Raw genomic sequence first — 24,370 nt, 5'->3', positions numbered from 1 at the left:
TGACACCCCCCGCCCCCGGAAACCAATGGCATCCCCCGCTCGATCCGTTTCTTTGGTCTCGTTGATCCTGTCGACACTTCGTCACCGTCAAGCTGTGACGGTCGCGGTGGCGTTGGGGGTTGCGACGGCGACCGCGGTGATCACGGGAGCCTTGTTGGTCGGCGACTCGATGCGTGGCAGTTTGAGATCCTTGACCGTGGAGCGGCTTGGGAAAATTGAATCGATCGTCTCACCTGGAGCCTTTTTTCCGCTCGCGGAGTTGTCCCTCGCAGGTGAGCCCGTTGAGGCGGACGGGAACGTGTCGGGTGACACGACGGAGAAGGACTCGTTTGCGACGCCGGTCATTTTGTTTCCTGGTGGCAGTGTGGAAGCAGATGTCGAAGGTTCGGATCGACAACGGCGGATTGGTGGTGTTCAGGTCTTGGGAATTGAGGATTCATTTTGGGACTTGGACGTGACCGGCATGAAGCCCGGTGCGATGCCGGGCGAACAAAGCGTGGTCTTGAACCAAGCTGCCGCGGAAGAGCTGAAGGTGGCAGTGGGTGATCAGGTCACCTTGCGGTTGCCAGTTGAAGGGGCGGTGCCGGCGGACAGTCCACTCGGGCGTCGCGAAATTCAGAGCGAAGGTTTGCCTCGCATGAAGGTCGCCGCCATCGTGCCAGACACTGGGTTGGGGCGGTTTTCACTGTCGCCCAATCAAGCGGCACCCAAGACGGTCTTCGCATCTCGGGAGGTCATCGCGGATGTCTTGGACCGGGATGGGCAAGCGAACGCGATTTTCTTGACCCGTGAAATTTCGGCGGATGAAATTGGTTGGTCGCTGGAGACGTTGGGTTGGAATCTGCAACACATTCAGCGCGGCGGGGAAGACGGTGGCGAACCCATCATCGATTACGTGTCCCTGACCAGCGAGAACCTGCTGCTGAAGGATGATGCGGTCCAGGCGGTGATGGATGCCTTGCCGGAGGGCACGGTCACGCCGGTGATGACTTACCTTGCCAATGCGATTGAAAAGGTCGATCCGGCAACCGGCGAGGTCGTCGTCAACGAACAATCCCACTCGGTTCCGTACAGCACCTTGTCGGCTTTGGACGATGGCCCCACGTTGTCGCTGGATTATTCGTTGCCGCAGCCACTGGCGACGGACCCGGGTGAGACGCCCATTGTTTTGAATGATTGGACGGCGGAGCGATTGGGTGCCAAGGTCGGTGACCAGGTGCGAGTGTTCTTTTATGAACCAGAAGTCGAGGATGGCCGCGAGATTGAACGATCGTTTGATGCGGTGGTGACCGAGATCGTTCCGCTGACCATTCCCAGCAAGCCTTACCGGCGGAATCGCGAAGCGGTGTTTGATGGGCCGATCACTCCATACAACGATCTCGCGTTGACACCGGATGTGCCTGGCGTGACCGATCAAGATTCGATTGGCGACTGGGATTTACCGTTTCAGTTGGATCGAAAGATCGAGCGTGAGGACGACGCTTATTGGAACGAGCAACGGCTGACTCCCAAGGCGTTCCTGCCATTGGGTGCCGGGCAAACCATTTTTGGCAGCCGCTTCGGGAAGACGACGGGATTGCGAATCGATGCGAGTTTGGCCGCTGACATGCCGGGCTTGCGCGCCAAGATCTTGGCCGCCACACGAAGCGTGCAAGGCGAACTGGGATGGACCCCGCGATCGATCCGAGCGGAACAGTTGGCTGCCTCCAAGGGGACGACACCGTTTGATGGGTTGTTCTTGGCTCTTTCCTTCTTCGTGATTTTGGCGGCGATGATGTTGATCGCGTTGCTGTTGCGATTGGGCGTCCTCCAGCGACTCAGTGAGTTCGGCACGTTGCTGGCGGTTGGCTTCACACCTCGAAGAGTCATGAAGCTCGCGCTCGGTGAAACCGCCGTGACTGCTGCGATCGGAACGTTGATCGGAATCGCCGGCGGAGTGGCTTACGCGTGGGCGGTTTTGTGGGCGCTGAAGTCATGGTGGGTGGGAGCGGTGACGGTGCCGTTTTTGCAGTTCCATGCGACCCCGATGTCGATCGCGTTGGGTGGCATCTTGGGATGGTTGGTGTGCATGCTGACCGCCGCATGGACGCTGCGTTTTCTGCTGCGATTGAATCCAGCGGCTTTGGTTGGCGGACGCACGATGAACTCGTCGCAGGCGTTGAGCGGCGATGCGAAGGCCAGCCAGCGAAGCGGCGGGAACGGTTCCAGGTGGTTTGCCATTGGTTTGACCGTTTTGGCGATGGTGGCCGCGATCGCGGGAGCGATGGGCGGCGGCCAGCAAGCGGCGGGCGGTTTTGTCGGCGCCGGGATGTTGTTGTTGGTGGCGATCTTGATTGGCGTCCATCGATCGCTTCGTCGACGCGGTGATGCAAGCGACGCTGGCCACGGGATGCGAACTCCAGGGCTGGGGGGTGGGTCGTTGAGTTCCTTGGCGATGGCAAACGCTCGTCGTAGTCCTCTGCGTAGCACGCTCGCGATCGGATTGGTTGCGACGGCCGCCTTCCTGATTCTGTCGATCAGTGTGTTTCGTTTGTCGCCGACGAGGGAAGGCACTGGCGGATTTGATTTGATTGGGCAGACGGCTCAACCGCTTCATCAAGATTTGCGTGCTGACGATGTGCGTGCTGAATTGCTGGGCCGAGATGCTGAGCGGTTCAGCCGCGAGGACGTGCGTGTGGTTCCGTTTCGGATCAAAGGGGGAGACGACGCGAGTTGCAACAACCTTTACCAAGCCATGCGGCCGACCGTCCTTGGGTTATCCGAGGACGATTCACTGGACGGGTTTGGTTGGGCGAGTCGGCAGGGCGAGACATCCGATGCGACCTGGGAATTGTTGAACGTTGTGGCGACAGGAACGTTGGAAGATCCCGTGCCGGTTGTGATCGATCAGAACACCGCGATGTGGAGCCTGCAGATGCGTGGCGGTCTCGGTGAGGTCAAGGCCTTCGATTACGGACGCGGCGACGTGCATTTTCGTGTGGTGGGACTGCTGGCGGGATCCGTGTTGCAAGGCAAACTGATTGTGGGTGAGCGAGCGTTTGAGAGCGTCTTTCCTAGTTCAACGGGTTACCAGTACTTCCTCTTCGCGATGGAAGAGGGAGCTGATGCGTCGGCTGGAACACCGGCCGACCCGACGAGTCGTGACGAGGAGGTGGACGAGATCGCAGAGGTGTTGGAATCGCGGCTTGTTGATGCCGGCATGGATGTCCAGCGGGCGGACCGAGTCTTGGCTGGTTTGCTGGCTGTCCAGAACACTTACCTGCGAACGTTCCAAAGTTTGGGCGCGTTGGGATTGTTGCTGGGAACGATTGGTTTGGCGGTCGCTCAATTGCGGAGTGTTTTGGAACGCCGTGGCGAACTGGCTGTGATGCGTGCGGTGGGGTTCACACGGCAACGACTGGCGGCGTTGGTGCTTGGCGAGAACACCTTCTTGCTGGCGATCGGCATTGGGTGTGGGGCTGTGACGGCGATGTTAGCGGTGTTGCCGTACGCTTGGCTGACTGGGGCCAAAATGCCAATCGCGGAGCCCTTGGGGATCTTGCTGGCGATTTTGTTGTTTGGGACGTTGGCTGGTTTGGTGGCCGTTTGGAAAGTGTTGACGCTGCCGTTGATCGAATCGTTGCGAGCCGAAAATGCAGTTGTTGAACTTTAAGGACGAGCCCCGCGAAAATTCCTCGGAGCAGGCCCCGTGCCAGTTCGGTCGCCGCCAACTGGCACGTGACGAAGCAATGTTGCAGTGGGCGGACCAAATCGTGGAGGACGACGAGGCCACAGTGATCGACACCGAGTCCTTGCGGATGTGGCAGTTTGACCGCCCGACCGTTGTCCTGGGACGAAGTTCGAAGATCAACGAAGAAGTGAACCGGGCCTGGTGCGAGGAACAGCGGATCGAAGTGTTGCGTCGCTGCACCGGTGGTGCCTCGGTGGTTGGCGGTCCGGGATGTTGGATGTACAGCGTGGTGCTGAGGTTGCTGGATGAGACATCGATCCGAAAGATCGATGTGGCTCATGATCATGTGATGCAGCGGTTGCTCGCGGCGGTTCAATGTCAACTGCCCGCAGCGGAACGCAAAGGCATCTGCGACTTGACGTTTGAAAACCGAAAGTTCTCCGGCAACAGTTTGCGTGTGGCCCGACATCACCTGCTCTATCACGGGACGATCTTGATCGGTTCCGATCTTGATTTGATCGACTCTTGTTTGGACTTTGCCCCGAGGCAACCGGAGTACCGTCAGCAACGGCGTCATCGGGAGTTCATTGGCAACATCGAGATCGATGTGACGCGTTTGATTTCGGATTTGGCAGTGCAATTTGGTGCCTCGCAAATGCCCGGCGCGACTGCGGTGGAGTCCATCGAAGAGCACGCGGATGAATTGTTAAGGACGCGTTATGGCACGTCTGACTGGCACACTCGGCGTTGATTGGCGTGAGCCGCGGCCGTGGAAAGAGTGTTCAAGATTGCCAGTCGTTGGCATTGTCAGGGCGTACGAATTGGTTATCTTTACAAGACGATCTGCACAATTTTTGTCGCCATTGCACCCTTTCGTGAAAGGATTCTCATGAAGACCCGCATTCCATTGAGCAAGGCTGAGGAAGAAGCCCGTCTGCGCCGTGAACGTCTCGATTTGAGCATCGCGGAAATGGGTTTGACCGTTCGGACCACGAACTGTCTGGAAGAGACCGGCATTTTGACGGTCCGTGACCTGCTCAACGCGACACCGCGACGTTTGCTGAAAATCAGCAACTTCGGCGAAAAGACTCTCGAAGAAGTCTACGACGCCCTCGAGCAACTTGGGTTTTATCGTCCGGGCCGACAGGCCGCTTCGGCCACCATCTGATTGCGACGGTAGGCCTTGGTGAGACGATCCTGGTCGAGAACGCTGCTGCGTCCCTGGAGTAAGAAACGGGGACGCCGTTCGCGAACCGGGGCATTGCGTGGTGTGCTGGGGGAATTGGCGTTCTATTTGTGCCTGATTCTTCTGGGCGTGTTCGTGCTGGCCCTGGTGGTGGTCTCATCCGTGATGATGTCACGGATCGGCATCGATCTGCCAGAAGAAGCCCGCCGGGTTCTGGAGTCCAATCTGACCCAGGGCGGTGGAAGATGGGGACGCTGGGTGGTTGCGGTTGTTTCTGTCGCGTCCATCGCCTCGGGAGTGATCGGGCTGGGGTACCGCTTGCTGCATCTTGGATTCAGCCAGGAACGCATTTCCGCCAGTCGCAAACGGGCGATCGATGAGACTCGTTCGTTGGCCGGGCGAGAATCGGCGTCGGAAGAGTCTTCGCAACCGTTCGAACCCGAACTCGACGCACAGGATTTTCCCGAGTTGCCGACAGTCCCGCGGCGTCAGGTTCTGAACGAGAGTCCGGGGGAGCGACTCCGGTTTCGGTTGGCTTCGATTTCGACCGGGCGGATGAGTGTGTTTGGCTCGGCCGCCTTGGCTTTGGGCTGGAATTGCCTGTGTTTGGTGCTGTTGGCCGTGGTGATCTCGGGGTGGTGGTATGGCATGCCGCGGCCCATTTTGGCTTTCCTGATGGTTCCGTTTTCCGGTGTGGCGGTCTGGTCGCTGCGAGTGTTTTTGAGGGAGGTCCGGAAAGTTGCCGGGGTCGGGGCGACGGTCGTTGAGATCAGCGATCACCCGCTGCAGCCCGGTGGTCAGTACGAGCTGTTTGTTTCGCAAATGGGTAAGATGCGGCTAAAATGGTTGAAAATCGAGCTGGTTTGCGAAGAAGAATCGTTTTTTCGCCAGGGCACGGACGTTCGCAGCGATCATCATGTGGCGTTGCGGCAAGAATTGTTGAAAGAAAAGACGGTTCGTGTTGACCCCCGCGGGCCCTGGGAACAACAATTGTCGTTCGAGCTCCCTGAAAACGTGATGCACTCTTTTGCTGCAACCAACAACGTTGTCAGGTGGCGACTGCTTGTCTCTGGAGAGTCCCGTCCGTGGCCATCGTTCTGCCGAAGTTTCCCGCTGCTCGTCCATCCGCCGCTCATGTCGCCTCCCGACAGCCCGCGGTGAATGTGTCGGTCTGTCGTGACGACGGGGCCTACGCAGCGGGGTGTCAACTGAAAGCGGGTTGGCGGATCAGTCGGGTTGATTTGAGTGAACTGGAAAGCGTCGAAATTTCGGTGCTCTGGCACACCGAGGGCAAAGGGGATGAGGATCTCGGTGTCCATTATTTCCAGCGCTATGACCACTCGGATCTGCAGAACATCCAGTTGAAGGAGCGAAACGGGATCCAGTGCGTTTTGCCCGCTTCGCCGCTGAGCTATCAGGGTCACCTGATGCAAATCCACTGGAAGATTCGGGTGCGAGTCTTCCTGGCCGACGGGCGCGAGGTCGTTGCCGAGCAACCGTTCTACTTGGTGGCTCACCAGCCAGAATCGAGTCAAGAACTGGGAATGGATCCTTCCGTGTTGGAAGCGCGTCACGACCCGCCACAGCGTCGCTCGCTCGCCGCCAAACTTCCATCCGTCATCTCGCGTTTACGCGGACGCCGATCGCAGCCGTAGTCTGTGTCAGCCACGAAGTGGCGGAATCATGTAGCCCTGGGCGGCAGCCCAGGGAACGCTGTTCCGTCGAGGCTTCGGTCGAAGATCTAGCCACGAAGTGGCGGCATGATGTAGCCCTGAGCGCCAGCTCAGGGATAGCGAGGCAGCCCGGCGTCGGGAGTCCTGAAGGGACGGCAGGAGGTGCCTTGCAATCGACGCCTGTCGCCCCTGCAGGCAACGCCGTGAACGATTTAGGCGACGGTACAAAACCCCAGTTTTTGAAGTCGATCGCGATCTTCTTTCGTGGCGCGAGTGACGTTGGGGAGACCGCAACGAGGCTTGTCTTTCTTGTTCGGTTTATACCTCGCCTCCTTGCTCGACTTGCGTTCGTAATCATCGATCAGCGCATCCCTCAGCATCTCCGATAAGCTCGGTTCCTCGAGATCGGTCTCGTTGAGGTTCTCAAGAATGCGTTGGAAAGAACGCACCACCCCTGCGAAGCTGATTCGACCAGGCATCGCGACCGGATCACCCCGGCGACGTTTCTTCGCGAGGTGTACTTTCAAGGCATACAGCTTGACGATCAGAATACTGAGGATCGACCAATGCAACTCCACCAACGCCCGGACGCTCTGGCGGCAGCGAAGTTGTCGTCGTCCATACGTTTGCTTTAGGTTGCGAAATTCCAATTCGATTCCCCAGCGGCTCTTGTAAATTACCAGTGCTTGCTCGTCCGTGAGCTTCTTCTCATCCAAAACGCTCGTTAAGAGAACTGCCTCTTTGCGGCCGAGTTGGATCTGAATCATGCGAAGCTTCAGGGGACGCATGCCCTCACGGCGTTTGTCCTTGGGCCAGCAGTAAACAAGGTTGTCTTCGCCAGGCTCGACATCGTAGCCGAGGCTATGCAGCAAGTTGACGTTCGCGCCGACGCGAACGAGAAAGTGGTGTCCCCCATCGATGATGCTCTTCCAAAATTCGTAGCCAACGAATCCCGCGTCACCGGTAAACAACGTTTTCCCCGGGAATTCGCCGTTTTCTAGCATCTCTTGCACGTGTGCTCGTTCGGACGCATTGCTAGGCCCAAGTTTCCAGCACCAAGTCAGTTGCGTGGCAACGTGCCAAATCTTTGTGATCCAAATCTGGGGTACTGGCGGTGCCGGTGGATTCTTCTCGATGGCCTGACGGCGCATTCCTTTGGTCTTCTTTTTTCGATACCGAGCCGTTGTCCCGTGACCATGATTGGGAGCGCAAAACGCTTTTTCGTTACTCAGTGTTCGCGGCGTTGTGTTTCGAGAACCATCGACAGCCATGACGACCCAACCAGTCGTCCTCCAAAGCTTGCCGGCGGTTGCCTCGATTTGCTTGTGAATCCGAGTAAGCAAAACCTCGGACAACCAGGGAGTCCATCGAACCAGCGCCTTGATCAGTCCAGAGTAACTTGAAAATGCGATCCTCCCGTGGACCTTTTTGCATTGCCGGGTGCCTGAATCAAAAGCATCCTTGAGCTTGTCCTTGTCAGAGAAGATCCACAGCAAGGCTTGGATCATCAGAGTCATTGTCTTCCAGCCAGTGTTGCCGTGGGCCTGCGTCGGCACTGCCTGCTCGTCACCCAGCACCCAATCGATCGCACTGCGGAACTCTTTGGCGTTGCGCGTCTGGGCTTTCCGATAACGCTCTCGCTGAGATTCGATCTTGACCTTGCGCTTAGCTCGGTTGGATTTCCTTTGTCGAGCATGTTCTTTGGCCTTGCTTGATTCGTGAGAATCGAGTTTCTTTGACACAGCCGGATTCCTTTCTGACTGAAGTGTTTCAGTTGGTTGGTAGGGGGATCCGGCTTTTACACTTCAAGGGCAGTTCAGCAAAACACCACAAATCGCGGCCTCAAAATCGTTCACGGCGTTGCCCTGCAGGGCTTGGTGGCGTGGTTTGCCATTCGATCCACGGGTTGGCACCCGTGGCGACAACATGTCGTCCGTTCCGGACTAGGCGCGTAAGGTGCCAGCCACCTTCCCGCCCAGGGGAAATGAAGCGACCGCTGGCTGTTTCAGCCACGAAGTGGCGGCATGGTGTAGCCCTGAGCGTCAGCTCAGGGATAGCGAGGCAACCCGGCGTCGGGAGTCCTGAAGGGACGGCAGGAGGTGCCTTGCAATCGACGCCTGTCGCCCCTGCAGGGCTTGGTGGCATGGTTTTGCCATTCGATCCACGGGTTGGCACCCGTGGCGACAACATGTCGTCCGTTCCGGACTAGGCGCGTAAGGTGCCAGCCACTTTCCGGGCTCCTTGGGGAAATGAGGCGACCGCTGGCTGTTTCAGCCACGGAAGTGGCGGCATGGTGTAGCCCTGAGCGTCAGCTCAGGGATAACGAGGCAACTCGGCGTCGGCAGTCCTGAAGGGACGACAGGAATTGATCCCGTGCCAGATGAGGGGGGGTGCGGTTGTAGCGAATCGTCGGATTGAGATGACTTTGCCAGCAGCGGGGGGAGCAATTCGCCGTCGGATTGTGCACGCTCGTCACTCGGGGCTTGGTAAAATGATGGGATGCAAACAGAGTCCATTGATCGTGTTGCTCGCCCTGGCTCAAGTCGCCTGCGGGGGCATGTTTCGTCTTCGCTCGGAATCCAACCACGAGGCTTGCTCGTTTTCGCTGTTGGGGTGATCGTTTGTTTCGGGGGCAGCGGCACCGCTTTGATGGCGGATGATCTCGCCAGCGAGGTGATGTTCCGCGAACAGTTGGTGCCGTTGTTGCGGACTTACTGTTACGACTGCCATGGCCTGGAAGACGGCGAAGGCGGCGTGTCGTTGGAGGCCGACGACACGGCGTTGGAGATTGTCAAAGGCCGTGACCATTGGATGCGGGCGCTCGCGCAAGTTCGCTTGGGCACCATGCCACCGGCGGATTCCGATGTGATGGATCCGTCCAGTCGGGCTCGGATGGTCGAGCTGATTGACGAGTTGGCCAATGCGATCGACTGCGTGCAAAATCCGAACGCCGGCAAGGTCGCGTTGCGGCGCCTGAATCGTGCCGAGTATCGCAACACCATCCAAGATTTGGTCGGCGTCGATTATGCACTGGCGGACGATTTCCCGGGGGATGACGTTGGCTACGGATTCGACAACATCGGTGATGTGCTGTCGCTGCCGCCGTTGTTGATGGAGAAGTACCTCGATGCGGCCGAAGCGATCATGGGCGAAGCGATTTACACGCCGCCACCGCCTGAATTGTTTGAGTTGGAACGTTCTCCCGCGACGTTGATTGGGGCGGACAAGTTCAACGTCCGCAGCCACCTGGTGATGTCCTCCAATGGCACGGTCACGTTGCAGTTCGACGCTCCTTTTCGAGGGACCTACACGATTGTGTTGTCTCTCAGCGGAGACCAGGGCGGAGACGAACCGGTCCGCGTGGAAGTCACTGATGGACGTCGTGTCATTCCGGTGGAGGTCAAGGAGAGTGAGCCCACGGAAAAGACGGTTGCGTTTCGGTTGGGGAAAGGCACGCGTCAGATCGACATCTCGTTTCTGAATGACTTCTATGTCAAGGATCAGATCGATCGCAACCTGCACGTTCACCATGTGAAGGTGAGTGGCGTGGAGCAACGCAGTCAGTTTGCCTCGTCTCCGGATCTGCCAACGACTCATCGAGTGCTGTTGTTTGAAACCCCGGGCAACGACCAGGAATTTGAGCGAGCCGCGAAAGCGGTGTTGGGGCGATTTGCCAGCCGGGCTTATCGACGGCCGATTGGCAAGTCGGAGCTCGGGCGATTGGTTGAGCTAGCCACGCAGGTGCATGAAAACGAGGGGTCATTCGAGGAGAGCATGCAGGTCGCGATGCAGGCTGTTCTGGTTTCGCCGTACTTCCTGTTTCGAGTCGAGCGACCGCGGGAACCGGGGCCGGACGGTGTGATGCCGCTGGTGAATCAGTACGAGCTGGCAACGCGGATTTCGTACTTTTTGTGGAGCAGCATGCCGGACGATGAGCTCTTGCGGATGGCACATCGCGGCCAGTTACGTGACCGCCGGATGTTGCTTGAGAAAGTCGGGCGGATGATCAAGAGTCCCAAGGCGAGTCGCTTCGTGGATAACTTTGCTTCGCAGTGGTTGCAGCTTCGCAACTTGGAAATCGTGCAGCCGGACACTCGCATTTATCGAGGGTTTGACGAGGAGGTTCGCGAAGCGATGCGGGTTGAAACGTTGATGTTCTTCTCGGAGGTGATGCGAAACAATTTGCCGGTCACGGAACTGTTGAGTGCGGACTTCACTTACATGAACGAAGCCTTGGCGCGGTTCTATGGGATCAATGACGTGCGGGGCAGTGAATTTCGCAAGGTGTCGTTGTCGGGAACGCCGCGAGGCGGGTTGCTGACGCACGCCAGTGTGTTGACGGTGACCAGCAACCCGACTCGGACCAGTCCGGTGAAACGCGGCAAGTGGATCCTCGACAATCTGCTCAACACGCCACCACCACCGGCACCGCCTAATATCCCGGAACTTGAGAAGGGGAAGTTGGTCGGTTCGCTTCGAGAACGCATGGAGCAGCACCGGTCGAACCCAGCCTGCGCCGCGTGTCACAATATGATGGACCCGCTGGGGTTTGCGCTGGAGAACTTTGATGCGGTTGGCCGTTGGCGAACACGCGATGGGCGGGACGAGATCGACGCCAGCGGATTGATGCCCGATGGAACTTCGTTTGATGGGATCAATGGGTTGCGAGACTTGTTGACGACGCAACGCAGCGAGCAGTTCGTTCGGTGTTTGGCCGAGAAGATGCTGATCTACGCCCTCGGGCGTGGGACCGAATATTATGACAAGTGTGCACTCGACAAGATCACGGCCGATGTTCGCGCACACGATTACAAATTCGCTTACTTGATTGCCGCGATCATCGAAAGCGATCCTTTTCAGAAGCAAGGTTATCGAGAACCATGAGTCATTCGCCTCGTACTTTGTCGCGACGTTTTGTGCTTCGTGGGTTGGGGACCTCGCTGGCATTGCCATTGTTGGATGTGATGAGTCCGACGCGGCTGTTGGCGGCCGCTGCTGATGGTGGGCCGCCGCCGTTGCGGATGGGGTTTTTCTATGTTCCCAATGGCATGCACATGCCCGCTTGGACGCCCCAGAAAGAGGGACGCGAATTTGAGCTGACGCCGACCTTGCAGAAGTTGGCGGAGAACAGAGATTCGATCAGCGTTCTGTCTGGGTTGACCCTCGATGGGGCTCGGGCTCACGGCGATGGAGGCGGTGACCACGCGCGCAGTGTGGCTGCGTTCTTGACCGGCGCTCACCCTCGCAAGACCAACGGCGCTGACATTCAAAACGGCGTCTCGGTCGATCAGGTGACGGCGCAGTATGTGGGCGATCGAACCCGGTTCACTTCTTTGGAATTGGGGTTGGAAGCGAGCAGTCAGGCTGGCAATTGTGACAGTGGCTACAGTTGTGCTTATGCATCGAACATGTCGTGGCGTGGGCCAACGAATCCGATGGCCAAGGAGACGGATCCGCGGGCTTTGTTCGATCGCTTGTTCGCGGGGCAAACCATCAAGGAAACGCGACGAGCAAAGAGCGAGCGTGAGAAGTATCGAAAGAGCATCCTGGACTTTGTCTCCGAGGATGCGAAGCGTTTGCATGCTCACCTGCCCATCGTCGATCGGCGCAAATTGGACGAGTACCTGTATTCCATTCGGGATGTTGAGAAGCGACTCGACGGTGCCGAAAAATTAGGGCTGACGGAAGAAGGCGTGCCGGATTACCCGCGACCCAGCGGTGTGCCTCAGGAGCTGTCTCGGCACAGCGATTTGATGATGGATATGGTGGCGTTGGCGTATCAAACCGACAGCACGCGAATTTTGTCGTTCATGTTCACCAATGCAGGAAGCAATCGGGCGTACAAAGAGATTGGCGTCAACGAAGGGCACCATGAGCTTTCGCACCATGGCAAAAGCGAGCACAAGCAAGCTGAGATTGCGAAGATCAATTCATTCCATGCGGAGCGATTCAATTACCTGTTGTCTCGATTGAAGCTGATTCGCGAGGGCGATGGTTCGCTGCTGGATCACTGCATGATCGTGTACGGCAGCGGGATCAGTGACGGGGATCGCCACAACCACGATGACCTGCCGGTCCTGTTGGCCGGGAATGGTGGTGGGCGGATTCGGGCTGGTCAGCACGTGCGGTATGAAAATGGCACGCCGTTGTGCAATCTTTATCTGTGGATGATGAAACAGATGGGGGCGAATGCCGAAAGCTTCGGCGACAGCAACGGAGTCTTGCAGGGATTGGGGTGACGTCCGTTTTGAACCATTCAGCAAAGATCGCGAGGCGGTTGTTGCCTGTGTTGTTGATTGTGGTCGGCGTCGGCGGGCTGGTCAGCGGCGTTGGCACAGAGTTGGCCAGTGAATGGTTGGCGATGGGACGCGAAGCGGGGCCAGTCGCGTTTGTGATGCTGGGGACGTTGGCGATGTGTTTGTTTGTTCCCAAGACATTTGTGTCGATCGCGGCTGGGTCGGTGTTTGGATTGATGGTCGGTGGTCCAACGTTAGCGGCCACGGCGGTTGTTTCGGCGTGGGTGAACTACCGCCTCGGAAAGTGGTCCTTGGGCGGCGGTTCAGATGGGAGTGAATCCAAGAGCGATGGATCCTCTCCGGGGTCGACGCTGGAGGTGGAATCGGAGGCGTCCTGGCGAGAGGGATTGCGGGTGATCGGTTCGACTGCTCGCGATGCGAATCTGGGGATGCATCTGTTGGTCCGGCTGTCACCCATCCCGACCACGATCATCAGCTACTCGATGGGGGCGGCCGGAGCGCGTCAGGTGCCCTACTTGGCCGCCGCGTTGCTGGCCGCGGGGCCGCAGTTGTTGTGGGTGCATTGCGGGGCCATGGCGACCGAAACGATGAGTTCGGTTGCCGAGTCGGGAGTCGCCGGGGTGGCTGATTCCAGTCTGACCCGTTGGCTGGGGCTGGCAACGTCCGTCGTTGCGGCGGTGCTGCTGTCGGTTTGGGTGCCGAGGCACATTTGGCAGCAGCGAGCGCAAGAGTTGGCAGGCAAGGGGTTGGCTGCCGAGGATCTGGTTGCCGAGGATTTGGCTGCAGCAGGCCAAGACGTTTGAGCATTGGTCCGTTGATCGGGCCGGTCGAAGCTGTCAGGCGAGTGGTTTGGGCCAGAGGCTCGACCCAAGGGGGCAGATCTGCGGTCCGCTGCGATTTATCCTGCGCTGGAGACCATTCTGACTGCGCATCGAAAAAGGTCCTGTTTGAATCAGGACCTTTCGAAGGCTGTTTGTCTCAAACCAAGTGGCGAGTCAGCGGAATTCGCGACCTCGCCGGTGGTTGGCCTGGATCAGGCAGATTGAGCGGCGTTCTTGATCAAGTTGTTCAAGCGGCTCTTGGTGCGAGCGGCAGCGTTCTTGTGGATCAAGTTATTCGCTGCGGCACGATCCAGCTTCTTTTGAGCGATTTTGAACTCGTTCTTGGCGGTCTCCAAATCGTTGTTGTCGACAGCTTCACGGACACGACGAATCGTCGAACGCATGTTTGTACGGGTGGCACGATTCAGCAAACGACGTTTTTCGTTTTGACGCAGACGTTTCGAGGCGCTTGAAGTGTTTGGCATTTCGCTCGGAGTGTCCGGCGGACACGCAATGGTAGGGAACGGATCAAATTGGTCAAAATTTGGAATCGAGGAGTATGACGTGCAATCAGCCGACTGTCCAGGTCAACGGAGAAGTTCCATAATCTTGTTTTCCAACCCATTTATCGCGTCAAAGCTGCAACTCCTTGAATTCTGAACGCTCTCTTTCTGAAACATCGTCTGGATTCGTCGCATTGGTGGGGGCTGGTCCGGGACATCCGGGATTGCTGACCCTTCGCGGTCAGGAGTGTCTGCAGGAATGTGACGTCGTGCTGTACGACGGGCTGAGCAACGTCGAGATGCTGGTCCACGCCCCGCAAGCGGTCCACCAAAGCGTTGGAAAACACGGGCAATCGCGAATTTGGAAGCAGGACGAGATCATCGCCGAGATGCTCCGGCATGCTCAAGCGGGGCGGCATGTCGTGCGGCTCAAAGGGGGCGACCCGGCCGTTTTTGCTCGGACCAGCGAAGAGGTCAACGCGTTGAAGGCCGAGGGCATCCCGTTTGAAATCGTTCCGGGAATCACGGCGGCCTTGGCGGCGGGGTCCTACGCGGGAATTCCGATCACCCATCGCGGGATCGCATCGGCGGTGGCTCTGGTCACCGGGCATGAAGAGCCGGGCAAGGCGAAATCGGACTTGGATTGGCCGGCATTGGCGAGATTTCCTGGCACGCTGGTGATTTACATGGGGGTCACGACGGCCAAGCAATGGACGGAGGCGTTGATCGCGGGCGGCAAGGATCCGAAAACACCGTGTGCGATCCTCCGGCGTTGCAGTTTGCCCGATCAGCAGAAAATCCAGTGCCGCTTGGACGAGGTCGCTGGTCATCTGACTCCCGCCAGTCAGTTTCGGCCGCCTGTGATCACGATTGTCGGTGAAGTCACGGGATTGGCCGAGTCGATGGATTGGTTCAGTCGTCGGCCGCTCTCCGGGAAGCGTGTTTTGGTGACGCGGCCGAGGGATCAAGCCCAGGCCTTGGCCAGACCGCTGGAAGAACTGGGGGCGAATGTGATCGTTCAGCCCGCCATTGAAATTGCTCCGCCCGATGATTGGTCGGACGTGGATGCTGCGATCGAGCAGATTGACTCGTTTGATTCGCTGGTGTTCAGCAGTCGGAACGGCGTGAAGTTCTTTTTGGATCGGTTGTGGGAGCAAGGCCGCGATTTGCGTTGCCTGGGCGGACTCAAAATCGCGGTGGTCGGTGATGCGACGGCCGCGGTGTTGGCCGCTTCTCACCTGCGAGCGGATTGGATTCCGGAAACGTTTGATGCCGACGCGTTGCTGGAAACGTTGCTTCAGGTCCAGCCTTCCCTGCGTTCGACGTTGATCGTGCGAACCCAACGCGGACGGGATGTCGTCGCCGATGGGCTTCGAAGCCTCGGGACGAACGTTTGCGAAGTGGTCGCCTATCAAAATCGAGACGTGCCGGAAATGGATCCGATCACACGAGCCAAATTGAACGAGCAACCGTTGGACTGGGTGACATTGACCAGTCCGGCGACGGCACGGAACGTTCATCGTTGGTTGGGCGAATCGATTGGAGACACCAAGGTGGCGGTGATCAGTCCACTGACCGCGGAAGCGGTTCACGAATTGGGATGGCGAGTCGACGCGATCGCTTCGTCGGCCACAATGCAATCTTTGACCCAAGCGATTCTTGACGCGGAGACAACATGATTCCCAAACGCTACCGCCAAATGCACGCCGACCATCCGGAGTACATGCGAGCTTACGAGGACTTGGGCAAAGCTGCTCGCCAGTCCGGTCCGCTGAGTGACCGAGAGGTGGCGCTGGTCAAGCTGGCGATTTCACTGGGAGCGGGCTTGGAAGGCGCAGCTCACTCGCATTGTCGCAAAGCCTTGGAAGCCGGGTGCACGCCGGATGACTTGCGACACGTGGCGATGCTCTCCGCCCCGACGATCGGATTTCCCACGATGATGCGAGCGAAGTCATGGGTGGAAGATGTGATTGAACCCAAGCCGATGTGATGGCTTGGTTTCTTGAATCATTTCAGATTCAAGAGGCGTCCCCGCTTCAAAGCGTGACCCAGCCTGGACGAGTGGGGCGGCTGCCGCGTTGGCGGTGGGTGGCTTGCAGAGAGGGCATCCACAACAAGTGCTGAGCGATGGTGATCAGCGATTTGGGGTCGATGGGTTGGAAGAGGCAATGCGTGGGTGCGATCTCGACTTCGGTTTTCTTTTCCAAGCCCGCCCATTTGGAATCCGCCAGCAACACGACCGGCAAGTTTTGAAATGCTGGAAGGTGACGGATCTGTTGGACACTCGCCAGCACGCTCATCGGATCGTCGGCGACATCCCAGATCAGCAGATCGATCTCAGAACTCTTGGAAGATGTCTGGGCGGACGGCCCGACCTGACCGGGTTGTGGGTGGCGTTCGTCGAGTCGCGTTTGAAGCGTGGGAGGAGCGGATGAGTCCTCGGTGAATTCCAGTTCAAACGCTTTCAACACGGCATCGGCGGTGCGAGCACAGATGCAACGCATCCCTTCATGATGCAAGACGCCGGCGGTGGCCAGCAGCGAAAGCGGTTTGGGATCCGCCACGACCACGGTCGAAGTGGTCGACTTCGATCCCGAGTTGGTGGGATCGGGATGGGGGCCGGCGGCAGGTGAGCCGGATTCGTCAGCAGGAGTGGAGGACATCAAACGACCCGAAACAGCAACGGAAGCAATTGGCATAGCAAACGAATCACGAAAATCATTGTGATTCGGGGCTCAGCGGTGTCCTCATTCCGGGAGAATGAGCCTGCGGTCGCGATGAAGGCAGACCGCTGATGAGAATCCGAAATACGCCATCGGGGCCCGTTCTGCAAGCTCAGAAGCTGCCTTTCGGTGGGCAAGTTTGCTTTGCTAGGGTCGAACCATGATTGGCGAATACAAAATCAACCGAACCACCCGGCGCTGCAGCGTTGGCGATCGTCCGCTGGAACCTGGCGAGGTTTATTATTCGGTCGTCATGGAAGCCGACGAGGACTTCAAGCGGATCGACATTGCTGCGGACGCTTGGACGGGCCCACCGGAGGAAACCATCGGATGGTGGAAGAACCGGGTGCCGCGAGCGGAGGAGAAGAAGCGTGAAATCGCTCCTCCTGAGGTGTTGGTTGAACTGTTGCGATCGATGGCGGGACAACCTGCGGCGGCGAAGAGTCGATTCTTGCTGGCTTTGTTGTTGCTCCGCAAACGGCATCTGAAAACGATCGAGCCCACGGCGACGGGGTCACCGATCGGTGCACCGCAGCAAGATCCACCCGAAGAGGGTTCGCGGGACGCTGCCGAAGCAACGCTGTCCGCCAAGAAATCACGAGAGACGATGTTGTTGATGTCCAATTTGGACCAGTCAACGATGGAGGTCGAGGTGGTCGGGATTGGGCCTTCCGAAGCCAAAACACTGCAAGATGAATTGATCGATCTGATTTACCGTGACGTCGACGAACTCCCTGAATGAGAATTGACGCCGATGCTTTCCAGGTTCCCTTTGCCCGCTTTGATTCGCATGCTTGACCGCCAATTCGCCTGGGTCGGCGTGATGTCGATGATGGGGTTGCTGTCGTTGGCCACGGGTTGCGTTCGAGCGGTTTCGAACACGCCGTTTCCGGCTCCGCCTGTCGTGCTCAACGCGTCCCCTGACATTCATCAGCTGGCCGCGGCGGTCAATCGAACCGACGCGATTCAGCAGCTTTCGACAAACTCGGCGAAGGTCGACGTGTTGTCGATGCCAGCCGTTCCGAAGCTCAACGCAACGGTCAATGTGCAACGTGAAAAACGATTTCGGATGAAGGCCAGTGTGCCGATCATCATGGGAGCGGGCATTGATCTGGGCAGCAACGAGAACGAGTTCTGGTTCGAAGTCCCGGACAACATGACCCAGACGTTGTACTACGCGAATCATGAACAATACGCGAGGCAACTCAACCGTGCGATCTTGCCGGTGGACCCGACTTGGTTGATCGAGGCCATTGGGTTGGCCCGACTGGATCCGGCCACCGTGCTCAGTGGGCCCGTGATTCGGAGCGATGGTTTGATCGAGGTGCGGACATCGATGCAGACGCCGTCGGGCATGTATCAGCGGGTTGTGTTCATCGAGCCATCGGCGGGATACATCACCAATCTGTTTTTGTATTCCCCGGATGGTCGTCAAGTCGCCAAGAGCGTCGCGTCGGACCACCGTTTCAATGAAACGGTCAACGTCGTTTTGCCTCACCGTGTCAAAATCGAGTTGTTCCCCGCTGCGGGGCCGCCTCTGGCGATGCAGTTGGAAGTGGCATCTTACACGGTCAACCAATTGTTGTCGGGCGATCCGGAATTGTTCACCATGCCGACGACCACCACGACCAAAGTGGACTTGGTTCAGATGGCGGGGATCGGATCGCCGGGAGGATTCGGAAGCAATGCGTCGGGCGCGATGGGATACAGTTCCGCGACGACGGGCCCGATCGTGCCGGCTGCGGAAGCCCCTTGGACGCGCCCACCGGGATTGCCTGGGACGGCCGCGGCGTATTCCGCCAACGCTCCCACGGGACCACCGCTTCGCGGCATTCGCTACGAATGAGTCGGCTTGGCTTGCAACGGTTGGCCCGGTATTCGCTCATGCCTGGAATTCAGATCCTGGGGCTGATTGTTGCCAAAGCGACAGCCGCACGGTCCAATGACAGTACCAATTTCGTAACACAGGGTGGGCCCCAGTACAGGGACGAATGAGCGACCGCGAAACCGAAGTCAATGACGAACCCCTCGACGATGAGAGTGCCGCCTCGGATGTCGAGGCGTCCTCCGAGTCGGCGGTTTCACCGAAGGTGCTGCAGGATTTCACCCAGGGGTTCCGTCAAGCCGCCCGGAAGGTCAAGACGTTCCCGCAATCGCCGGGCGTGTATTTGATGAAGGATTGCGCTGGCGTGGTGATCTACGTCGGCAAAGCCAAGAACCTTCGATCGCGGGCGAGCAGCTACTTTTTGAAAGCTGCCAGCGAGGACGCTCGCACGGCCGATTGGATTGGCGACATCGCTGACATCGACTTTGTGGAAACGGAAAGCGAAGTCGACGCGTTGTTGATGGAATCGCGGTTGATCAAGGACATCCAACCGCGAAACAACAAAGAGCTGAAGGACGACAAGTCGTTTCCGTACCTGATGATCACCACGCGAGAGGAGTTCCCGCGGGTGGAAGTGACCCGGGAACCGCAGTCCAAGGGCGTGAAGCTTTACGGACCGTTCACCAGCGCGGGGGCTCTGCGCGGCGCGATCCAGGTGATGCAGCGGATCTTTAAGTTTCGAACGTGTTCGCTGGACATCAGCGAGTCCGACGAGCGGTGGCAGTGGTTTCGGCCGTGTCTGCTGGCGAGCATCAATCAATGCACCGCGCCGTGCAACTTTCGAATCAGCAAAGAGGATTACCGCCGCGACATCAAGCGATTGCAAACGTTTCTGGATGGTGGGAAGACGAAGCTGCTGCGTGAGATGCGAAGCGAGATGAAGGGGGCCAGCAAGGCATTGGACTTTGAACGAGCCGCTGTGCTTCGCGACGAGATCAACATGATCGAGCGTTTAGAAGAGCGGGGCGACTTGGACACCAATGCTCAGCCTGAAGTCTTTTACATCGATCCTCAAAAGGGATTGGCTGGCCTGAAGAAGGTGTTGGGACTGTCAGAGACGCCGCGTGTGATCGAAGGCGTCGACATCGCGCACTTGGGTGGGAACGAAACCGTTGCTAGTCTCGTCCAATTCATTGACGGGTTGCCGTTCAAGCCCGGATACCGGCGATTTCGCATTCAGGAAGTCAAAGGCATCGATGACTACCGTAGCATTTACGAGGTTGTTTCTCGACGTTTTCGTGGGTTGTCGGATCGTCAGGAATCGTTTCCCGACGTGTTGTTGATCGATGGTGGCAAGGGGCAGCTCAACGCGGCGATGGCGGCGTTTCGAGATCAAGACATCCAACCGCCGACCGTGATCAGCCTTGCAAAACGCGATGAAGAGATTTTTCGACCGGGGATCTCTGAACCCTTGAAGCTGAGCAAAAACGCGTTTGCATTGCGGTTGTTACAGTATGTTCGCGACGAATCTCACCGGTTTGCCCAACACTACCATCACATTTTACGTAGTAAATCCAGTCTCGAGCGGTGAACCTTTCCGAGTGCGAAGGGTCCGTTATGAGAGTAAAATGGAGTCGACGACTCCGCTTCCAACCTTTTCAACCAAGGCACCCTCTCCCTCGTGTCAGATAAACACATCACCCTGCACGACGACGCTCCCGAACGTAGCATTTTGGCTCGTTTGATCCTGCCTGACACCGTGGTCGAAGAAGACCCGTTGGAAGAACTGCACGGGCTGGCGACCACCTCGGGGACCGAAGTGGTCGACGAGTTGATTCAGCGTCGATCCACCCCCGACCACTCCACCTATTTGGGCAAAGGCAAAGTCGAAGAGCTGCGTTTGATGGTCGAACGCCATGAAGCCGACGTGGTCGTCTTCGACAACGATCTGAGCCCCGCTCAAATTCGCAACTTGGAAAAGAAGATCAATGCGAAGGTGATCGATCGAACGGAGTTGATCCTGGACATCTTTGCCGCCGGAGCACGAACGCACGAATCGCGTTTGGCCGTTGAGTTGGCTCAGTTGGAATACTCGCTGCCACGGCTCAAACGCATGTGGACCCACCTTTCGCGTCAGTCGATGGGCGTGGGGATGCGTGGTCCAGGTGAAAAGCAATTGGAGGTTGACCGCCGGTTGGCCCAAAAACGCATTCACGATTTGAAGACCGAACTGAAGAGCGTGGAGCTGAGGCGGGAACGCCAGGTCGCGGCTCGGTCGGATTCACCGACGGTGTCGTTGGTCGGGTACACCAACGCGGGCAAGAGCACGTTGATGAACGCTCTGACCGATGCCGGCGTGATGGCTCAAGACAAACTGTTTGCGACCCTGGACACTCGCACGCGACGTTGGCATCTGCCGGAATGGGGGCATGTGTTGCTCAGCGACACGGTTGGTTTCATTCGCGATTTGCCTCACTCGTTGGTTGCCAGTTTTAAATCGACGTTGGAAGAAACTCGTCAAGCGGAATTGTTGCTGCACGTGGCGGACGCCAGCAGCCCTCAGGTTTTCGAGCAGATCAGCGCGGTGTATCAGGTGCTCGAAGAGCTGGGCATCGAAGCGAAGGACACGTTGTTGGTGCTCAACAAGATTGATGCCATCACCAGCCCGCGAATTTTGAATCGGGTGCTGGATCGTTACCCGAATGCCATTCCTGTCAGTGCGAGGTCGCATTCCGGTTTGAAGCCATTGGCTCAAGCGGTTGGCGAAGCCCTGTCTCGCGAGTTTCTGGATGTGGAGATTGTGGTGGCGCATCACGATGGCAAGCTGCTGTCGTTTCTCTCCGCAACAGGCAAAATCGAATCGCGTGAGTTTGGAAACGACCATGTCACCGTGCGGGTTCGGATGCCAGCCTCGGCAATGGGAACCGTTCATCGCAGTGCGTTGAGGGTGACACCCACGACGCTTGAAATGTGGAAGCAAACCGCGTCGGAAGATGACCCCAAGCCATCCGAGGAGGATTCTGTGGAAGAGTCTGTCGAGCGTTCGAGCGACGTGGCTTGAACATGCCGTTGCCCTTTCAGCAGGTTTGGAGTCCCGAGGATGCTGTGACCATCGTCACGGGGGCGAGCAGTGGAATCGGATTTGAACTGACACGAATGTTGGTGGAAGAAGGAGCTCATGTCGTCGCCGTCGCTCGGCGCCAGGAACGGTTGACAGAGCTCGCCAACGCAACGTCGTGTCCGGAACGTGTGCACTGCATTGTTGGTGATGTGACGGACGCATCCACTCGTGAAAAAGCCATGGCAGCGGCGGATTCGCTTCGCGATGGCCGATTGGATTTGTTGGTCAACAATGCGGGCGTGGGCGCGATCGGGCCGTTCGCGGAAGCATCGCCTGAACGCATGCGGCGGGTGATGGAGGTGAACTTTTTCGCGCCCGTGGATTGGACTCGCGACGCTCTGCCTCGGTTGCGTCAGGCGGCTCAGGAAGGAGGGCATCCTGTGATCTGCAACATCGGCAGCGTGTTGGGGCACCGAGCGGTGCCGGACAAAAGCGAGTACTGTGCCAGCAAGTTTGCGCTGCACGGTTGGAACGATTCGCTTCGAGCCGAATTGGTAGGCGATGGGATCGGCGTGACGTTGGTCAGCCCAAGCACCACTCGCAGCGAGTTCTTTGACTCGTTGGTTGAGACGGACCCGGGGCAGAAGTCTGCTAGTGTTGGCAGTTGGCCGCCCACACGAGTTGCTCAGGCAGCGTTGCTGGCGATCAAACGTGGGCGTAGCGAAGTGATCTTGAGCCTGGGTGGCAAAGCGTTGGTTTACGCTGATCGAATGTCGCCGCCGGTGATGAACGGCCTCTTGGCCAAACGTGGACGCTGAACCGTTCGCTGGCAGGGTCGCGAAAGACTTGGATCAGTCGCGATCGGTCGGCGAGTAACCGTCTTAGTACGGTGCCACTGGGGACGGCGTTCCTTGACCGGCTGGGTAGGGAGCGAACTGGTTGGTGCCGGCCGCTGGGTTCGGGCCACGGTTGTGTCCGCCGCCGCGTGGATGCCCCGGTCCACCTGGATTGGTCCCCGGACCGCCATGCTGTGGCCCACCGGGATTGGGGCCCTGCCCGTTGGAGCCCCGTCCGTTGAAGCCCTGTCCATTGAAGCCCTGTCCATTGAAGCCCTGTCCGTTGAAGCCCTGTCCGTTGAAGCCAGCGCCGGGGCCGTACTGTGTGGGGGCGTTCCAGCCGTATCCACCACCCAATCCGATGTTCAAGCCACCGTAGGGCTGGCCCCAGTTCGGATAGGGAGTGCTGTAAGGTCGATATGGAAAACGCCATTCGCCATAGGGGCGAACGGGGTCGCCCCACTCTTCGACTCGGTGGTAGTTGTCCGCCGATTGCCCGTAGGCAAGTGTGCTGCGGTAGTGGGTGTAACCACTGGTTCGGAGCGGCTGAGAGATCGCTGTGGTGGGGGCGTCGATCGGAGCAAACTGAGCGACGCGTTGGCCGGTTGCAACGTCGTGCGTGTAGGTGCTGGGCAGTGCCAACCAGTCGGCCGAGACGGATGGCGATTCGCCTGCAAGGGCGATCGTGGCGAGACACAGAAGGGCTGGGACGAGCGATTTCATAGACGCCAACGTAGTTCGCATTTGGCGATCAGGTCGGGCGTCGTAGAAAAATCAATCTGGGAATGTCTCTGCGAGACAGCCTGATCGTTGCAATCGATACAAACGGAAGCCCTTGCCGGGCCGACGCTACGGTTGGAGGTTGAAACGAGGGTGGCGGCTGCGAATCAGTTCGCTCTCGTAAGCCCGCCGGACCGTGATTTTCTTCGCGGGTGAATCGTTTGGAAACGCGTGCAATTCCAAGGTCACTGGGTTGGCTTCGGAATCGCTGAGCACTTTTGACAAGCCAGCGTTGTGGCTGCCACGGAGGTGGTCACCGATACGGTCTCGCAATCGAACCGCTTCACCGATGTAGAGGTACCCGGTCGAGTCGCGAAAAAGGTAAACGCCTGGTGTGTTGGGGAGCGACTCGAGATGGAGTTGGTTGACCGGATGTGTGGTCACGGTTCGATCCCAATCGGCCACGCGGAGGACGAGTTCGGGACGAAGCCGCCTTGATTTGCGAAGTCGTAGAACCGCTCGTCGAACGGTTTCAGCGGAGATGTTTTTCGAGAGTCGTTCGGCTTCTTGCTGCAATTCGGTGCGCATTCTGGGGTCGCAGAGGACATCGTCGATCATGGCATCGTGTCGATCAAGGACCGTCCGGATGGCGATCTCAGCGGTCGGAATGGCGGCGTTGATGGACGCCGACGATTCACTCGAACGTTGCGTGGTTGGCACATCCAAATCACCGCGTTTGCGAAGTTGCAGCAAGGCTCTTAGGGCTGCTCGCTGTTCGTCAAATTGCGATTCTTGTTTGGGAGCGATGCCCAATTCTTGAAGGAAAGCGTCTCGAAGTTTGTCCTGCAGGATCAATTCATCGCTGCTGAACCCTTGATGGGTGTCGCGAAACGCTTCGCGGATTGACTCGGGAGTGACATCCTTGTGATCGGTCTGATTCGATGGCGAACCGACTCTGGTGGAGGTGGCTTGCGCGAGTGTCGGGCGGGCGTCTTGAGAGGCCGCCATGGCCAGCCACACCGCGAAAAAACAGCGAATCAGGGAGCCTGTGCCTGGAGAGTGATCCGTATGGTTGCGGGGAAGCGCTGGGTTCGA

Annotated in this window: 20 protein-coding genes; 15 read left to right on the top strand and 5 right to left on the bottom strand. The window is 58.2% G+C overall.

What is annotated here, in order from left to right:
• The first annotated feature begins 25 nt into the window (after positions 1-25).
• The 5 genes from UH5x_RS11140 to UH5x_RS11120 all read left to right on the top strand — a co-directional run bounded on the left by UH5x_RS11140 (position 26) and on the right by UH5x_RS11120 (position 6,511).
• Positions 26-3,652 (top strand): ABC transporter permease, encoded by a 3,627-nt coding sequence (locus UH5x_RS11140; protein ID WP_482635699.1) that lies wholly within the window; start codon positions 26-28, stop codon positions 3,650-3,652.
• Positions 3,633-4,421, top strand: coding sequence for a lipoate--protein ligase family protein (locus UH5x_RS11135; RefSeq protein WP_482635698.1), 789 nt, complete (start codon positions 3,633-3,635; stop codon positions 4,419-4,421). Before UH5x_RS11140 ends, UH5x_RS11135 begins: the two co-directional genes overlap by 20 nt.
• 138 nt (positions 4,422-4,559) lie before the next feature.
• Positions 4,560-4,838, top strand: a complete 279-nt coding sequence (locus tag UH5x_RS11130; protein ID WP_047815086.1) for a DNA-directed RNA polymerase subunit alpha C-terminal domain-containing protein — start codon at positions 4,560-4,562, stop codon at positions 4,836-4,838.
• An 18-nt stretch (positions 4,839-4,856) separates the two neighbouring features.
• Positions 4,857-6,017 carry a hypothetical protein gene (locus UH5x_RS11125; RefSeq protein WP_236696312.1) on the top strand — a complete coding sequence of 387 codons (1,161 nt, stop codon included), beginning with the start codon at positions 4,857-4,859 and terminating at the stop codon, positions 6,015-6,017.
• Between the two features lie 2 nt (positions 6,018-6,019).
• Positions 6,020-6,511, top strand: coding sequence for a hypothetical protein (locus tag UH5x_RS11120; protein WP_482635963.1), 492 nt, complete (start codon positions 6,020-6,022; stop codon positions 6,509-6,511).
• A gap of 230 nt (positions 6,512-6,741) precedes the next feature.
• On the opposite strand, the gene UH5x_RS11115 is transcribed toward UH5x_RS11120, so the two are convergent.
• Positions 6,742-8,271: a transposase gene (locus tag UH5x_RS11115; RefSeq protein ID WP_482632748.1), complete on the bottom strand. Its 1,530-nt coding sequence runs from the start codon at positions 8,269-8,271 to the stop codon at positions 6,742-6,744.
• Between the two features lie 907 nt (positions 8,272-9,178).
• Here UH5x_RS11115 and UH5x_RS11110 point away from each other — a divergent pair.
• Genes UH5x_RS11110 through UH5x_RS11100 form a run of 3 tightly spaced genes read left to right on the top strand, consistent with a single transcriptional unit; the run spans position 9,179 to position 13,589 of the window.
• A complete protein-coding gene (locus UH5x_RS11110; RefSeq protein ID WP_482635962.1) occupies positions 9,179-11,413 on the top strand; it encodes a DUF1592 domain-containing protein in 2,235 nt (744 codons plus the stop codon).
• Positions 11,410-12,768, top strand: coding sequence for a DUF1552 domain-containing protein (locus UH5x_RS11105; RefSeq protein ID WP_047815009.1), 1,359 nt, complete (start codon positions 11,410-11,412; stop codon positions 12,766-12,768). The genes UH5x_RS11110 and UH5x_RS11105 overlap by 4 nt, the downstream gene beginning before the upstream one ends.
• Positions 12,765-13,589 carry a VTT domain-containing protein gene (locus tag UH5x_RS11100; protein ID WP_482635697.1) on the top strand — a complete coding sequence of 275 codons (825 nt, stop codon included), beginning with the start codon at positions 12,765-12,767 and terminating at the stop codon, positions 13,587-13,589. Before UH5x_RS11105 ends, UH5x_RS11100 begins: the two co-directional genes overlap by 4 nt.
• A gap of 230 nt (positions 13,590-13,819) precedes the next feature.
• Here UH5x_RS11100 and rpsT read toward each other — a convergent pair whose 3' ends face one another.
• Positions 13,820-14,092 carry a 30S ribosomal protein S20 gene (rpsT, locus tag UH5x_RS11095; protein WP_047815008.1) on the bottom strand — a complete coding sequence of 91 codons (273 nt, stop codon included), beginning with the start codon at positions 14,090-14,092 and terminating at the stop codon, positions 13,820-13,822.
• 164 nt (positions 14,093-14,256) lie between these two features.
• On the opposite strand from rpsT, the gene cobA reads away from it, so the two are divergent.
• Together cobA and UH5x_RS11085 are read left to right on the top strand one after the other, a co-directional pair.
• Positions 14,257-15,789 (top strand): uroporphyrinogen-III C-methyltransferase, encoded by a 1,533-nt coding sequence (cobA, locus tag UH5x_RS11090; protein WP_047815007.1) that lies wholly within the window; start codon positions 14,257-14,259, stop codon positions 15,787-15,789.
• Positions 15,786-16,100 (top strand): carboxymuconolactone decarboxylase family protein, encoded by a 315-nt coding sequence (locus tag UH5x_RS11085; RefSeq protein WP_173442674.1) that lies wholly within the window; start codon positions 15,786-15,788, stop codon positions 16,098-16,100. Before cobA ends, UH5x_RS11085 begins: the two co-directional genes overlap by 4 nt.
• Before the next feature lie 46 nt (positions 16,101-16,146).
• Here UH5x_RS11085 and UH5x_RS11080 read toward each other — a convergent pair whose 3' ends face one another.
• Positions 16,147-16,773 carry a response regulator gene (locus UH5x_RS11080; RefSeq protein ID WP_482635696.1) on the bottom strand — a complete coding sequence of 209 codons (627 nt, stop codon included), beginning with the start codon at positions 16,771-16,773 and terminating at the stop codon, positions 16,147-16,149.
• Between the two features lie 220 nt (positions 16,774-16,993).
• On the opposite strand from UH5x_RS11080, the gene UH5x_RS11075 reads away from it, so the two are divergent.
• The 5 genes from UH5x_RS11075 (at position 16,994) to UH5x_RS11055 (ending at position 22,537) form a co-directional block, all read left to right on the top strand.
• Positions 16,994-17,575 (top strand): hypothetical protein, encoded by a 582-nt coding sequence (locus tag UH5x_RS11075; protein ID WP_047815005.1) that lies wholly within the window; start codon positions 16,994-16,996, stop codon positions 17,573-17,575.
• Between the two features lie 48 nt (positions 17,576-17,623).
• Positions 17,624-18,679 (top strand): hypothetical protein, encoded by a 1,056-nt coding sequence (locus tag UH5x_RS11070; protein WP_173442672.1) that lies wholly within the window; start codon positions 17,624-17,626, stop codon positions 18,677-18,679.
• A gap of 145 nt (positions 18,680-18,824) precedes the next feature.
• Positions 18,825-20,249, top strand: a complete 1,425-nt coding sequence (locus tag UH5x_RS11065) for an excinuclease ABC subunit UvrC (protein WP_482635695.1) — start codon at positions 18,825-18,827, stop codon at positions 20,247-20,249.
• 90 nt (positions 20,250-20,339) lie between these two features.
• Entirely contained in the window at positions 20,340-21,719 is a 1,380-nt protein-coding gene (hflX, locus tag UH5x_RS11060; protein WP_047815003.1) for a GTPase HflX, read from the top strand.
• Between the two features lie 2 nt (positions 21,720-21,721).
• Complete coding sequence (locus UH5x_RS11055) at positions 21,722-22,537, top strand: SDR family NAD(P)-dependent oxidoreductase (RefSeq protein ID WP_482635694.1); 816 nt, start codon at positions 21,722-21,724, stop codon at positions 22,535-22,537.
• Between the two features lie 63 nt (positions 22,538-22,600).
• Here the strand turns inward: UH5x_RS11055 and UH5x_RS11050 are convergent, their stop codons facing one another.
• Complete coding sequence (locus UH5x_RS11050; RefSeq protein ID WP_482635693.1) at positions 22,601-23,278, bottom strand: hypothetical protein; 678 nt, start codon at positions 23,276-23,278, stop codon at positions 22,601-22,603.
• Positions 23,279-23,404: 126 nt separating this feature from the next.
• Positions 23,405-24,283: a GIY-YIG nuclease family protein gene (locus tag UH5x_RS11045; protein WP_482635692.1), complete on the bottom strand. Its 879-nt coding sequence runs from the start codon at positions 24,281-24,283 to the stop codon at positions 23,405-23,407.
• Positions 24,284-24,370: the final 87 nt, after the last annotated feature.

Source organism: Rhodopirellula sp. UH5 (assembly GCF_056839225.1).
The sequence above is the reverse complement of the archived record's forward strand: the minus strand, read 5'-3'. Positions and strand labels throughout refer to the sequence as shown.